The organism is Pseudomonas sp. OST1909 (assembly GCF_015277575.1).
Taxonomy (GTDB): domain Bacteria; phylum Pseudomonadota; class Gammaproteobacteria; order Pseudomonadales; family Pseudomonadaceae; genus Aquipseudomonas; species Aquipseudomonas synxantha_A.
Map to the genome: position 1 here is coordinate 4,976,549 of NZ_CP063780.1, position 14,892 is coordinate 4,991,440.

The following is a 14,892-nucleotide window of genomic DNA, read 5'->3' on the forward strand; positions in this document are numbered from 1 at the left end:
GCGTATCTGGTTTAGTTAAAGCGCAGACCTCATTGGGTCTCTCTTAACCTAAACGATCAGGTATTGAATCATGACCAAAACGATAGAGAGTGAAGGCACTTCGGCCTCCACATTCCCGCGACCACGCTCACCCGACCTGGAGGCCAGTTCACAGGCATGGGATGCACAAGTTCACAAAGGCGTCGACGGCGAGCGACACTCGCAACATGTGCGCCAAGTCCCCTATGACAACCCCGCCGGTGACGGCGTAATCGAAATCCATCCGATCTTCAAGGACGAAAACGTCGTTATCGAACGGCAGATCTTTAGCCCCAGCCAACTCGATCAATTGTGGTTCACCACTTCCGACAAGCCTGACACTATCAGCATCAGGTCGCTCGCACATCTGCATAGCGCGTTGCATTCATCAGTGAACCAGCCGACGATTTTAAAACCTCGTCGACCTATCGAACTTCCGCGCTTACCGTCCCTGGCCATGCGTATCAACGAGACGGTTTACTTGATCCGTCTTGCCCCACTCCAGACACTGATGTTGATCACTCAGGGTGGCGATGACCGCATTCACATCGATGATGACGTGACAACCCATATCACTGTCCGCAGCGGTGATGGCAAGGATCGAATCCTCAGCGCAGGTCATTTCACACGCATAGATACCGGCCCAGGGGACGATTTAGTCACTATTCTCGACGGCAACAGTCATGTTGAGGCCGGCGATGGCGATGACGAGGTGCATGTTCACAAACGCAGTTACACCTTCATTTACGGAGGGCCTGGCAACGACATACTCAGTGGTGATGGCGATACGTTTATCGACGGTGGAGACGGCCAGGACCATATTATCGGCGGCGAAGGGCACAACATTCTCAGTGGTGCCGAGGACGGCGACCGAATTGAGGCAGGCCGCGGAACAAACGTTATCTATACCGGCCGCGGGCTTGACGACGTCACTCGGCTAAAGGCTAAAGACACCACTTACTACAGCCAGAACACCACACTCACCGCTGACTGTGCCGTGATGACGCACGCCGACACACCGCAAATACCCGCCTCTAATGAATTCGCCTCCCACATTGTCCACAGTGAGCCTGGCGGCTTGTTGCATACCGGAGTTGAGGTACAGGGTAGCCCTTCATTTATCAGCCGGGTGAATGACGATCTACGCCTGCTGCTCTGTTCGCCTACCGGCAAGCGACTCCTGGCTGAACTCACCCGCGCAGAGCGCAAAAGCGGGCGACCGATCATCATCCATGAGCTGATTGATCGTAACAACAGCGAGTTCATTCCAGACCCAGACACCGCCCCAGACGCCTTGATGAAGGGGGACAAACCGGGCACACCCTCTTACGGTGGAGATATCTGGTACAACACAGGCGTTCTATTTAAAGCAACCCCGAGCATCATTAGCCTGTTTCACGAGTTGTGCCACGCCTACTACTACGTTACTGGCATGGTGGAAAGCGGGCTCAGCGAAGAAAATTATCCACGCAGCCGCAATCGAAAAGTGTCCAATGCGGAGGTGCAAGCCACAGGCTTACCCATCGTGCCTGTAGCGACAACGTCTGCCGATGCGGATGACAATTCAGCGCCCTCGGCCCCGCCTGCGCCCTTCGAGCCCCCGCTGTTCAGTGAAAACAGGTTACGCCAGGAGCTAGGACTTCCACTGCGCCAGCATTACAACCTGATGTAACTAGACCAGCTCCTTACCATCGCTCGGCACGACCAATATGCCTGCGCGCAATCCGTTCTTCACTTTCGGGTTGGGAAAGATAATGCGCGCCCCCTCTTCTTCGATCACCCAGCGTGTCTTGGCCACGTCTTCGGCAAGCAGGTACCCCTTGGGCAACGACGAGAAGTTTTCCACGTCCGCCGGCAGGTGCATCACGAAGGCGTCGCTGTGCTTGATCACTTCGCGTGCAACGGCGAAGAGTTGCAGGCCGTCCAGGCTGCCGGTCTCAGGCTCGTTGCCCTCGATGATCTGCTTCAAACGCGCTTCCAGGCGCGACACATCCACGCCCTCGTTCTGCCCGAACGGGCGCGCCTTGCCCAACTCCAGGGTGAAAGCCTCGGCGCCGAGTTGCTCGTAGGTGAACGCGGTGAAGGTAATCGAGGTTTTGTTCTGCAGAAGTACCGCCTGCATGCCGGCAGCGTTCAGGCGCTCCAGCTCTCGGCGTGAATGCTGTCGGTCTTCCTTCCACGGGTACAACGCAAACTGCTCGATTTTCGAACCACGAATCGCGGTATGCAGGTCGTAATGCAGGCGCGAGCGGCCAGGCAGGCTGAAAAAGCTGCGGGCCAATTGCTCAAGCTCGGCGGCGCGCATGGCCTCGGGGCCGATGTTTTGTTCATGCCGGCCGTTGAACAGCCGGTTGATGTCCAGTTCGAGATAACGCTCGCCGCGGCGCATGGCCTCGGGATTGCCGAACAGAAACAGAATACGGGAGCGGGGTTTGATTTCCCCACGGGCGATGCAATGCAACAGGCGGTCGAGCAGTTCGATCGGCGCGGTTTCGTTGCCATGGATGCCGGACGACAGCAGCAAGTCACTGCCGTTGTCCAAAGCTTCAGGAGGACGTACTTCAAGCGCGCCCTCGCTGAGCCAGCGCATCTGCACGCCGTCGACAGTCAGTTGAATTTTTTGCGCCGGTTCGCGACCGGCGAGGGTCAGTTCAAGCAGTTTGCCGAGGGCGAGCATAAGCAGCTTCCTTAGTGGTTGCAGCCAGGACCATGGACGTGATCGTCGTCATCACCCTCAACGTCGGCCGGTTCCATTTCCAGTTGCAGGCTCATCAGGTTGGTCGCCAAGGGACGCATCAGCAGGTTGGCGTACTCGGCGTCGCCCTCTTCGACGTCCACACCAATCAGCAGTTGGCCACGGCCGTCGTGCTGGATCCAGATCTCCTTGCCCTGCCAGACCACGGCAACGCGGGTGCAGGAAGTTTCAAGCTGGGTGCCGTCGGTGTCTTCAAGGATCAGCTTCAGGGTGTCGGTCATAAATAAAATATCTCAGCCGTATGGCGTTAATTGATCTGGAAAGGATAAACCGAGCCCAGTTTAAGGATTTGCGTCAGTTCATCCAGTGCCGTCCGGCACTCAAGCAGCAACTGCGGGTCAGCCAGGTCGGTTTCGCGCAGGCTGTCGCGGTAGTGCTTGCCAACCCATTGGGTCAGGGTTTCGTACAGCGGCGCGGTCATGATAACGCCTGGGTTCACCGCCGCCAGTTCGGTTTCGTTCAAGGCGACGCGCAAACGCAGGCACGCCGGGCCGCCGCCGTTCTGCATACTTTGCTTGAGGTCGAACACTTTGACTTCGCGGATCAGCCCCCCGGAGCTGGTCAGGCCCTGCAGGTAATGCCACACACGCTCGTTGGCACGGCATTCTTCCGGCACGATCAGCAGCATCGAGCCGTCAGCGCGGGTCAGTAACTGGCTGTTGAACAGGTAGGAACGCACCGCGTCTTCGACACTGACCTGGGCACGGGGCACACAGACGGACTGGAAGTCAGCGCCCAGCTTGCCCAACTTGCCGTGCAGTTCAGCGAGCATCTGTTCGGTATTGAGGAATGCATCCTCGTGATAGAACAGCACTTCACCGTTGCCCACTGCAATCACATCGTTGTGGAACACGCCTGCGTCGATCACCGCCGGGTTCTGCTGGGCGTAGACCACGCCGTCATCTTTCAAACCGTGCAGGCGCGCAACGGCCTGGGAGGCTTCGAGGGTCTGGCGTGCCGGGTACTTCTGCGGGGCCGGGTAACGGGGGTCGAAGGCACTGCGGCCAAACACGAAAAACTCGACGCCCGCCTCACCGTACTCACGGCAGAAACGCGTGTGGTTGGCTGCGCCTTCATCACCAAATTGCGCCACCGCCGGCAACGCGGCGTGGTGAGCGAAGTGCTTGCCGTCAGCGAACATCGCCCCCAGCACGCGGCTGGTGGTGGGGTGTTCGATGCTGCGGTGGTACTTGCAGTTGAGGTTGGCGGCGGTGAAATGCACGCGGCCGTCTGCGGTGTCGGCGCTTGGGCTGACCGTGGCCGCGTTGGCTACCCACATGCTGGATGCCGAGCAACTGGCTACCAGCAACGGCATGGCCTGCTTGGCCGCCTGCTGGATCACCTGGGCGTCGGTGCCGTTGAAACCCAAGTTGCGCAAGGCGGCCACATCCGGGCGCTCCTGGGGCGCCAATACGCCTTGCACAAAGCCCATGTCCATCAGGGCTTTCATTTTCTGCAGGCCCTGCAACGCCGCTTCCTTCGGGTTGGAAGACTGCTGGCTGTTGCTTTGGGAGGCGACGTTGCCAAAGGACAAACCGCCGTAGTTATGGGTCGGCCCCACTAGACCGTCAAAATTGACTTCACAGGATTTCATCGGCGAGGCTCCACGAACATCTGTTTTTATAGGCATCAAATTACTTGAACACACCACAGTTCAAATGTGGGAGGGGGGCTTGCTCACGATAGCAGGGTGTCAGTTGACTAATCAGGTGACTGACACACCGCCATCGGGCGCAAGCCCCCTCCTACATTCAGATCAGTGTAATGCCGGGGGTTAGCGTGGCTGGAACCACCAGGCTCGGCGTTTCCAGCGACGCCACCGGATACGCACAATAATCGGCCGCGTAATACGCACTGGCCCGATGGTTACCCGAGGCCCCTACCCCGCCAAACGGTGCGGTACTGGCGGCGCCGGTCAACTGCTTGTTCCAGTTGACGATACCGGCACGGCTTTCCAGCCAGAACTGCTGGTAACGCGCTTCGCTATCCGACAACAGGCCAGCGGCCAGGCCGTATTGGGTGTTGTTGGCCTCTGCGATTGCCTCGGCGAAATCCGCGTAGCGAATCACCTGCAACAGCGGGCCGAACAGTTCTTCGTCTTCGCGCTCGGTTACGCCGGTCACGTCGATGATGCCTGGGGTCAGCAATGCGGCCTGATCCTGTGGTTGGGTCATTTCCAGCAGCGCTACGGCGCCATTGGCCAACATCAATTCCTGGGCGTCCATCAAGGCTTTCGCCGCGCCAAGGGAGATTACCGAGCCCATGAACGGCGGCGGTTGCTGGTCGAACGCACCGACTTCAATCGTTGCGCTCACCGCCACCAGCCGCGCCAGCAATGCATCGCCCCAGGCGCCTTCCGGTACCAACAAGCGACGGGCGCAGGTGCAACGCTGACCAGCCGAGATAAACGCAGACTGGATGATGGTGTAGACCGCCGCATCCACATCGGCCACTTCATCCACGACCAGCGGGTTGTTGCCGCCCATTTCCAGAGCGAGGATTTTGTCCGGGCGCCCCGAAAACTGCTGATGCAGATGATTGCCGGTGCGGCTGGAGCCGGTGAAGAACAAGCCGTCTATGCCGGGGTTGGCGGCCAGGGCGATGCCGGTTTCCCGCGCGCCTTGCAGCAGGTTCAACACGCCCGCCGGCAGGCCGGCTTCGACCCAGCATTGCACGGTCAGCTCGGCAACTTTCGGGGTCAGCTCGCTGGGTTTGAACAGCACGGTATTACCCGCCAGCAAGGCCGGGACGATATGGCCGTTGGGCAAATGCCCCGGAAAGTTGTACGGGCCGAACACCGCCACCACGCCGTGAGGCTTGTGACGCAATACCGCGGTGGCATCACCCAATGGGCCGCTCTTTTCGCCGGTGCGCTCACGATAACTCTGCACCGAGATGGCGATCTTGTTGGCCATGCTGGTGACTTCGGTAGCCGATTCCCACAAAGGCTTACCGGTTTCCTCACCAATGCAGCGGGCGATTTCATCGACACGGCTTTTCAGGGTGTTGGCAAAGGCTTCCAGCACGCTGATGCGTTCTTCCAACGGCAGACGAGCCCACGCAGGGAATGCCTGGCGTGCCGCCTGCACGGCGGACTCGACCTGCTCGGCGGTGGCGCCGTTGCCGGCCCACAATACCTGCTGGGTTACCGGGTTGCGCGATTCGAACAGCTCCCCCTGGCCAGCCAGCCAGCTACCTGCGATATACAGCGAATTCATTACTTGGACTCCCGAGCAGCGGACAACGGTACGGCACGCACTTGATCACCCACCACCAGTTGCAGGCGCTTGGCGGTCTGCGGATCGACCACCAGGGTACCTGCCGCCAGCCGGGCCGGAGCAGCAGTGATACGGCACTCCTCGCGCTTGCGGTTATGGATCAGGAACGGCGTGGCGTCGTCCCCCGGCGTGCCAATGGCCAACACCAGCGACTGGCTGTCGCGCACCGCACGGATTTTGCTGGTTTCACACTCCACCGCCGGGCCCGCATCGAAGATATCGACATAGCCCTGATAGCTGAACCCTTCGCTCTTGAGCATGCTCAGGGCCGGCTCGGTGTCCGGATGGACCTTGCCGATCACGTTGCGCGCATCCTCGGACAGGAAGCAGCTGTACAGCGGAAACTTCGGCATCAGCTCGGCGATAAACGCCTTGTTGCCCACACCGGTAAGGTAGTCGGCCTGGCTGAACTCCATTTTGAAGAAGTGTCGACCCAGGCTTTCCCAGAACGGCGAACGCCCGGCGTCGTTGGATACGCCGCGCATCTCGGCAATGATCTTGTTGCCGAACAATTGCGGGAACTCCGCGATAAACAACATGCGCGCCTTGGCCAACATGCGGCCGTTAAGACCGTTGCGATAATCGGCATGCAAAAACAACGAGCACAATTCGGAATTGCCGGTGAGGTCGTTGGCCAGAAACAGCGTCGGAATCTCGCGGTAGATATTCAGCTCCTGAGAGGCGCTGACGGTCAGCCCGACCCGGAAGTTGTACCAGGGCTCACGCAGGCCCACGGCACCGGCAATGGCAGAAATGCCGACCACGCGGCCTTCATCGTTTTCCAGCACGAACAGGTAGTCGGCATCGCCGCGCCCGGCTTCGCCGCGAAAGGTTTTTTCCGCCCAGCCAACCCGGTGGGTCAGGCGCTCTTCGTTGGCCGGCAAGGTGGTCAGGCCGGTGCCGGTGCTGCGCGCCAGATCAATCAGGGCCGGTAAATCGCTGCTGCGTACGGGACGAACGATCATGCTATCTCCTCGAACGGGCCGCTGTTGTCAGCCACCCGCGAAACTCTGTTTTTATACCGCTACCAAACGCACGCTCGCGCCTTCGCCAACGCCCAGGGCTTCGGCCGCCGCCAGGTCCAGGGTTACTGGCTTGCCTGGCGCATAGTCCAGCTCCAGCATCACCGCGCGGTAATCCTGCAACTGCGCGTTACTCACCAGGTACTGGCGACCGACGCCCTTGACCATCTCGCCGATCTTCACCGGTACCACGCGGCTCTGGGCGATCGAGCGAATACCCGAAACCCGTGCGTGCAGCGTTGGGCCACCGTCGAAGATGTCGATGTAGTGGTCGGTCTCGAAACCTTCGCGCATCAGGATGTCGAAGGTGATCTGCGCACGCGGGTGCACCTGGCCCATGGCTTCCTGGGCTTCGTCCGGCAACAGCGGCACGTAGATCGGGTAATGCGGCATCAGCTCGGCGAGGAAGGTGCGGCTTTTCAGCCCGCACAGGCGCTCGGCGGCGGCATAGTTGAGGTCGAAGAAGTTGCGACCGATGGCGTCCCAGAACGGCGAATCACCGTTTTCGTCGCTGTAGCCGACAATCTCGGTTACCACCGAATCGGCAAAGCGCTCGGGGTGGCTGGCAACGAACAACAGGCGGCCACGGGAGTTGAGTTCCGACCAGGGCGATCCGACCAATTCCGGCACCACGTAGAAACTGGTGAGCAGGCTGTTACCGGTCAGGTCATGGCACTGGGAAAGCACGTGGATCTTGTTATGGATCTTCAGCTCTCGGGAGGCGTGCACGAAGGTTTCGTTACGGAAACTGTAGAACGGTTCGGAGTAGCCGGCTGAAGCAACGATGGCCGAGCAGCCGGCGAGCTTGCCGGTATCGGTGTCTTCGAGCACGAAGAAATAGCTCTCTTCACCGTTGAAGCTTACCTCGGCCGCGAAAGAAGCTTCGCTGGCGGCGATCTTGTCGCTCAGGCGTTCAACATCGTCCGGCAAGGAAGTAACACCAATCGGGCTGTCTGCAGCCAGACGCTGTACCTCGCCCAGATCAGCCATTTGCGCGGGGCGCATCACCAGCATGGTGTTACTCCTTAACTCGAAAAACTCATGGAAAAAAATACCGGACAGGTCAGGAACAACACTGTTCCTAATGTGGGAGGGGGCAAGCCCCCTCGCACATTTGATCCGGTCCGGCAGATAGATTTGTATCAGGCTTGGGTCAACGTCTTCACAGCACGCTCAAAACGATCCAGGCCTTCGTTGATGTCCGCCTCTTCCACTACCAGGCTCGGCGCAAAACGCACCACGTCCGGGCCAGCTTGCAGGATCATCAGGTTCTCTTTTTCGGCCGCGTTGAACACGTCCTTGGCCTTGCCTTTGAAGGCATCGCTGAGCACGCAACCGATCAACAGGCCCATGCCACGCACCTCGGTGAAGATGCCGTATTGCTTGCCGATCTGCTCCAGGCGCGCCTTGAACACGTCATGCTTGGCGTTAACACCGGCCAACACTTCTGGCGTGTTGATCACGTCGATCACCGCTTCGGCCACTGCGCACGCCAGCGGGTTGCCGCCGTAGGTGGTGCCGTGGGTGCCGACCACCAGGTGCTTGGCCAAGTCTTCACGGGTAAGCATCGCCGCAATCGGGAAACCGCCGCCCAGGCTCTTGGCGCTGGTGAGGATGTCCGGCGTCACACCGTAATGCTGGTAGGCAAACAGGTGGCCGCTGCGGCCCATGCCGGTTTGCACTTCGTCGAACACCAGCAGCGCATCGTTCGCGTCGCACAGTTCGCGGGCACCTTGCAGGTAAGCCAGTTCAGCCGGCAGTACACCGCCTTCGCCCTGGATCGGTTCCAGCACCACGGCGCAGGTCTTGCCCGACACAGCAGCTTTCAGCGCTGCCAGGTCGTTATAAGGAACGTGGGTGATGCCGGTGATTTTAGGCCCGAAACCATCGGAGTACTTGGACTGGCCGCCGACGTTGACGGTGAACAGGGTACGGCCGTGGAAGCTGTTCAGCGCGGCGATGATCTCGTATTTCTCGCTGCCGAAACGGTCAAAGGCCACACGACGGGCCAGCTTGAACGCGGCCTCGTTGGCTTCAGCGCCGGAGTTGCAGAAGAACACACGCTCGGCAAAGGTTGCGTCGATCAGCTTATGGGCCAGGCGCAGGGCCGGCTCATTGGTGAAGACGTTGGACACATGCCACAACTTGTTGGCCTGTTCAGTCAGTGCACCGACCAGCGCCGGGTGGGCGTGGCCCAATACGTTGACCGCGATGCCGCCGGCAAAGTCGATCAGCTCACGACCTGCTTGATCCCACACGCGCGAACCTTGGCCACGCACAGGGATAAAGGCGGCAGGTGCATAGTTAGGCACCATTACTTGGTCGAAATCGGCACGTTGCACCGGGGCTTGCTCAACGGACATCGGAGTCTCCTGAAGAGGAACGCCTGCCTGGAACTGGCGGGCGATGCAGGGATTGTAAGGACAGTTTTCAGCGCCACCTTGTCGCCAAGCGACAACTTCTTATAGCGCCAACCCCGGTTTTACGCGGGTTTACGGCAATGCGACATATTGCGTCGCAATGGCGCAGTGTAAACGCTGCGCCATTTGAGAGGCAGAGGTACGACGCGCTGATTTTTCCTCACGCCCTTAACTATCTGTGACCTTTGTGCCCCTCAAGCTTGCTGTGATGACGGTGACGTTATTCACTGAAGGATCAGCCACGTGCACACACCTACGTTAACGCCTATCAACCTAGCCCTTACAGATGCAGCACGCAGAGTGCCCGCCGGGGCCTACACCAACCTTCCGAAATGGCTTGGAAACGCCTCATGCGATAAGCGCCAAGCCTTGAAAAACATCAAGCTTGAATTCGCCGATTGGTATGGCGAAGCCGATCGCTCGCAACATGCGCCCCTCAAAAATGCAGTGCAGACCAGTTGGGAGGCGCAAAACCAAGTCGATGCGGCCCTGGCAACGCTCAAGTCGCCGCAAGCATTTGCGGCCCCGTTACTGCAACAAGCCCTCAAAAAGCAGTTTGGCGTTGAGTCCGATGTCAGCACCACCTATCTGCGCCTGTATACCCCTCGGACCCTGCCCGGGCTCCCCATCGAGACGGGCGCCGACTCCTGGACCGTGTCACTGGTGGAGGCGGCGCTGCACAACTTCGATGCGGATGAAAGCAAACCAGCGGCGCATACCACAGAGTCGACCTACCTCATCCAATCGCCCGTCACAGAGCAGCCCGACACTCTGACCCCGGACAGCGAAACAACGGCGTGTACTGCAAAGTCGAACGGCATCACCCAATCGTCCCTCACTGGACCGTTCGACACGCTGCCTCAGATGCGCGACAAAATCAGCATCGCGCAATTCATCGAGCTGTGCCGCAAGCTGGATATCGGCAAGGAATATCAAAGCTACCTGAAGCAGTTTTTCGGGTTCAACGACGCCGTTCTCAAAGCCCGGTTGCGCGATAAGGTCATCAAAAGCCTGAAAGCCGAAGCGCAAGCCAGCCTTCAGATGGCACTTCTGAAAAAGGATGTGACACGCCCGGACTTTTATACACTTAGCCGCTTTCTAAAAGACTTTAACGGCGAGCTCGATGGCAAAACGCTGCTCAGCCATGACCTTAGCCTGATGAACGCGCCACTGACCGGCATTGCACTGCTCGCCCCCGACCTGGAGTTACACCGAAGCGCAGTCCCGGTGGTGGCCTATATTCCCGGCGATCCGCAGTCCCCCCTCAAGTATTACGCCAACGGCACAATATTCATGCAGGACCTGGCAAACAAGCTGCGCAGCGCCGACTACCAGGCGTTTTTCAGCCGTTTCGTCAACCATGAACATCGAGGCTACTTCTTCGCCGACCTCAACAACCGCTTGTCAGAAGTGGTGTGGCACGAGCAGGTCGCCGGCGACCCACGCCCCACCTGGCGCGACGAGCCGGTGACCAAACCCAACCTGCAATTTTACGCGACAAAAATCACTGGCGACCTGTACGAGCATCTGTATGAGAACAAGCTCAACAAACTGCTCAATGACGCACGGGTGACAGCTATACCCACCGCCGACGCCGATAGCAACGCACGATGGAAGCGCTGGGGTATTGCGCAAAAAATCGGTGAAGCCATTCTTGAAATCGCCGCGTTCATCGCCGCGCCCTTCATTCCACCGCTGGGGTTGGCGATGCTCGGCTATACCGCCTATCAAATGCTCGATGATGCTTTCGAAGGCATCATCGATTGGGCCGAAGGGCTCAAGAAGCAGGCATTCGGGCATCTGATGTCTTTCCTTGAACAAATGATTCAACTGGGCATGTTTGTGGTCGGCATACCAATTGCCAGAGACCTGCTGCGACAGGCGCTACCGAAGGAGGTGTGGGACTTTTTTGACTCGCTCCTGCCGGTCACCACCACCGGCAAAACCCGCCTGTGGAAGCCAGATCTGGCGCCCTACGCCCATGACATTCAACTCGTCGCCGGGTCACGCCCCGACCCGCAGGGATTGCATGCCCATGAAGACAAACAGATCCTGCCACTCGATGGGCTGCATTTTTCTGTCGAGCAACAGTCGGGCAACGCCTACCTTGCGCATCCCACCCGTGCGCATGCCTACCGTCCGCAGATAATCGGCAATGGCAAGGGCGCCTGGCTGACACCACTGGATCGCCCACTGACGTGGGATCGCACCACCCTGCTGCGCCGCCTCGGCCCGCCGGCCGACACCATCAGTGAGGCGGGCCTTGAACAAGCCTATCGCATCAGCGGAACCGACGAAGGCGTCCTGCGCAAAACGTACATGGACCGCCAACCGCCGCCCCCACTGCTGGTAGACACACTCAAGCGCATAAAGATTGATGAGCAGTTACAAGACTTCATCGACCAGATGAACAGTGACGCCCCCCTGGTTTATCAAAAAGCCGACCCCCAGACCCAATTGTGGCTACTGAGCCAGACCCATCTGTGGCCCGAATCCAAGACGCTGCGGTTTCTCAATGCAAAAGGTGAAACTGTCTGGGAGCATAAAGGCCGGGAAAACGCCGCCGTGGCGCAAATACACGAAGCCCAGATGCACAATGGCGACCTGCTGAAAACCCTGCTGGAAACCTTGGACGAGTCAGAGCGCAAAACCTTGCTTGAGGAAGAGTTCGGCACTACTCCCCAAATGCACGTGCGCACCGCCACACTGCGCAAACGCTTGGCACGCCAAGCCCAAGACAAACGTGCCTCCATGTTTGACTCGCGCTATCGAAAAGCTGAAACAACCGATAACGCACGCCTGCAAAAAATCATCGACACCACCGATGGCCTGCCAACGAGTGTTGCCGAAGAAGTATTACGCGGCGCCACCGGCCAAGAGCTGCTGGATATCGATCAAGGCCGCGTGCCCAGACCGGTGATTGATCGCGCACGCTGGGCCGCCCATGAGGCGCGAATCAGCCGGGCCCATGAAGGGCTGTACATGGACGCCCTGCAAAGCAGCGATACACATCGACTCGCCCTGCATTCGCTGGAAAACCTGCCGGGATGGTCGCCACAGGTACGCCTGGTAGTCACCGATTTCAGCCGTACCGGCGAGGTACGAGATGCTATCGGTAGCCCCCAAGCGCCGATCCAACGCATTCTCGTGGCTGTCGACGGTGGTTACATCCCCGAAGACGGCAAGGGCACCCTGTTTGGAGAAACCGACTTCTACACTGCCGTCCTCCAGGCGCTGCCTGACGCGCAGCGCGATGCACTGGGCATTCATATCGGCCAAGGCCCGCTGCTGAGGCAAACCTTGCGTCAGCACACATTGACGCGTGAAGCGCTTGGCGCGCTGCTGGCCGAGCACCCCGTGCGCAAACCCTTTTACGACCCGACGCTGATGCGCCTGCCCGGCGGCATGGAGGGCTACGGTGCCACCCCGGCAACCCCAGGTAACAGCCTGGAGGCTCAGTTATTACATGAGCTATACCCCCGCCTGCTCCCGACACAAGTGAGCGGTGCACTGAACTTCCTGCGAACTCTGCCCGGCTCTCCCCTACGAACGCTTCAATCCATGAAGATGGAGTTTTCACAGTTCGAAAATCGCCTTTCGGCCTGGTATTTCAACACCCCGCAAACCCTTATTGATACCCAAGTCCCACTCCCTCCCTCGAGAATCGCGGATGAGCAACTCATTCGCGGGGAATGGACACGCCAGCTGATCAGCGCCTGGCGTCATGAACTGCCCCCGGACCCTGGCTTCAGAGAAGGCCACCTATTGCAGCTCGACGCCGTATATGGCGAGCTCCCGACACTGAATATGCGCTTCATTCACATTTCCAACCTGAAACTGGCGGGCTACCACACCACCCGAGGCGCACCCGACTTCCTGACTCACTTCCCCAACCTGCGCACGCTGGAGATTAGCGATATTGCCCTCAACACAATCCCCTCTGAGGTCATAGGGCTTCCCCATCTCAACAGCCTGACGATGCGCAATTGCAACCTCAACCTGACCGCTCAAAACCGTGCAGACCTTGCCACATTGACCGGGCTTCGACATCTGGACCTCTCTAACAACCCCCAACTGTCACTCAGCCCCGACCTTAGGCGCATGGCCAACTTGCAGACGCTGAACCTGAGCCACACCAACATCTCCCTGATCCCCGAAGGCTTGATCGGTCGCCCTCTTTTGACGAGTGCCAACCTCAGCAACAACTACTTGAGCAGACTGCCCGCCAACCTCTTCAACGTGTCCAAAGCAACCGCCAGAACGATTAATTTGTCAGGCAATGAACTCTCCCGCACGGCACGGGAGCACATCAAAAGCTATTGCCAGAGGACCAGCGAACATTTTGGTGCAGACGCCCTTCCTACCGAACGTTCGCTGGCCCAGGCGCTCTACCCCACCTTCACCGTCGATAAGGCCAACAACTTTATTTACCGGCTGCCCGGTGGCCTGGATGACTCAATGGCAATACTTGTACGCCTGAAAGCAGACTACGAGAGCCTGCAAGCAGGCTTGGGAGAATGGGTGGCAAACGTCCCTGAACAGCACTCGGGCGCCCCCCTGGACGAGGACACTCGGGCACGACAACAAATCCTTCGAGACCAGTTCAAGACGTTACTGGAGGAAGGCTGGCGACGGGAAACCAGCCAGGATTTAGCACATGTGCCACCGGCAAACTTCCATCAAATGAAATTAACGACGCCACTGCTCGGCGATCTACCGGTACCGAGGGCCAATTTCGACCATATTTCAAAGCTGGAACTCGAGGGAGAGGACACCACATCAATCCCCGAGGGATTTCTCGAACGTTTTCCCAACCTGGAGAGCCTGTTTATCCACCGGTATACATTGCAAGACATTCCCCCGGGCGTATTCAAATTACCGAAGCTAAAGGCACTCAACCTGACGCAAAGCAATATCCGATTGACACCAACGAGCGCCGCAGAATTGAGCGACCTGCACAATCTTGAATACCTGGTTCTGAGTCACAACCCCAACTTGGGAATCGCCCCCGACGTCAGCAAAATGTCCAGGTTAGAAACCTTGATGATCGAAAACGCCGGCCTTACCGAGCCCCCTCACCAGCTGTTCAACCTGCCACGGCTCGATGCCCTGAACTTGAGCAACAACCGAATGACCGAGCTTCCCGACGACCTGTTTGAATTAGACGCGGACATGGCTGACGGCTTCAATCTCAGCGGCAACCCCTTCTTGCCAGAAACGATAGCCAAACTGCGCCGTTACTACCGTCGTACGGCCGTGGACTTTGGCGTGCCTGAAGCCCGACAGCCCCCTCCAACACTCGACGACACTCCGTCCGAAGAAGAGGGGGATGAATAGAAAATGCTCAACCGCACTCAAGCGCCTGACGGGCGCCCACTGGAATGCGCAAATACGGTAGA

The 14,892-nt window shown here is 58.9% G+C and carries 9 protein-coding genes; 2 read left to right on the forward strand and 7 right to left on the reverse strand.

Going from position 1 to position 14,892, the window contains the following annotated elements; all coding sequences use genetic code 11:
- Positions 1–70: 70 nt before the first annotated feature.
- Entirely contained in the window at positions 71–1,690 is a 1,620-nt protein-coding gene (locus tag IH404_RS21625; RefSeq protein WP_005790617.1) for a M91 family zinc metallopeptidase, read from the forward strand.
- On the opposite strand, the gene astE is transcribed toward IH404_RS21625, so the two are convergent.
- The 7 genes from astE to IH404_RS21660 form a co-directional block, all read right to left on the reverse strand.
- Positions 1,691–2,695 carry a succinylglutamate desuccinylase gene (gene astE / locus IH404_RS21630; RefSeq protein ID WP_005790619.1) on the reverse strand — a complete coding sequence of 335 codons (1,005 nt, stop codon included), beginning with the start codon at positions 2,693–2,695 and terminating at the stop codon, positions 1,691–1,693. It abuts the gene before it with no gap.
- A gap of 11 nt (positions 2,696–2,706) precedes the next feature.
- Positions 2,707–2,994 (reverse strand): hypothetical protein, encoded by a 288-nt coding sequence (locus IH404_RS21635; protein ID WP_003175651.1) that lies wholly within the window; start codon positions 2,992–2,994, stop codon positions 2,707–2,709.
- Between the two features lie 26 nt (positions 2,995–3,020).
- Positions 3,021–4,367, reverse strand: a complete 1,347-nt coding sequence (astB, locus tag IH404_RS21640; protein ID WP_194438993.1) for an N-succinylarginine dihydrolase — start codon at positions 4,365–4,367, stop codon at positions 3,021–3,023.
- A gap of 157 nt (positions 4,368–4,524) precedes the next feature.
- Positions 4,525–5,991 carry a succinylglutamate-semialdehyde dehydrogenase gene (gene astD / locus IH404_RS21645; RefSeq protein ID WP_194438994.1) on the reverse strand — a complete coding sequence of 489 codons (1,467 nt, stop codon included), beginning with the start codon at positions 5,989–5,991 and terminating at the stop codon, positions 4,525–4,527.
- The gene (gene astA, locus IH404_RS21650; protein WP_005790626.1) at positions 5,991–7,016 is read right to left on the reverse strand and encodes an arginine N-succinyltransferase; all 1,026 of its coding nucleotides are present in this window, start codon (positions 7,014–7,016) and stop codon (positions 5,991–5,993) included. Before astA ends, astD begins: the two co-directional genes overlap by 1 nt.
- Before the next feature lie 51 nt (positions 7,017–7,067).
- Positions 7,068–8,087 carry an arginine/ornithine succinyltransferase subunit alpha gene (gene aruF, locus IH404_RS21655; RefSeq protein ID WP_005790628.1) on the reverse strand — a complete coding sequence of 340 codons (1,020 nt, stop codon included), beginning with the start codon at positions 8,085–8,087 and terminating at the stop codon, positions 7,068–7,070.
- A gap of 128 nt (positions 8,088–8,215) precedes the next feature.
- Positions 8,216–9,436, reverse strand: a complete 1,221-nt coding sequence (locus tag IH404_RS21660; protein WP_005790630.1) for an aspartate aminotransferase family protein — start codon at positions 9,434–9,436, stop codon at positions 8,216–8,218.
- Between the two features lie 426 nt (positions 9,437–9,862).
- Between IH404_RS21660 and IH404_RS21665 the strand changes: the two genes are divergently transcribed.
- A complete protein-coding gene (locus IH404_RS21665; RefSeq protein ID WP_242462623.1) occupies positions 9,863–14,830 on the forward strand; it encodes a leucine-rich repeat domain-containing protein in 4,968 nt (1,655 codons plus the stop codon).
- Positions 14,831–14,892: the final 62 nt, after the last annotated feature.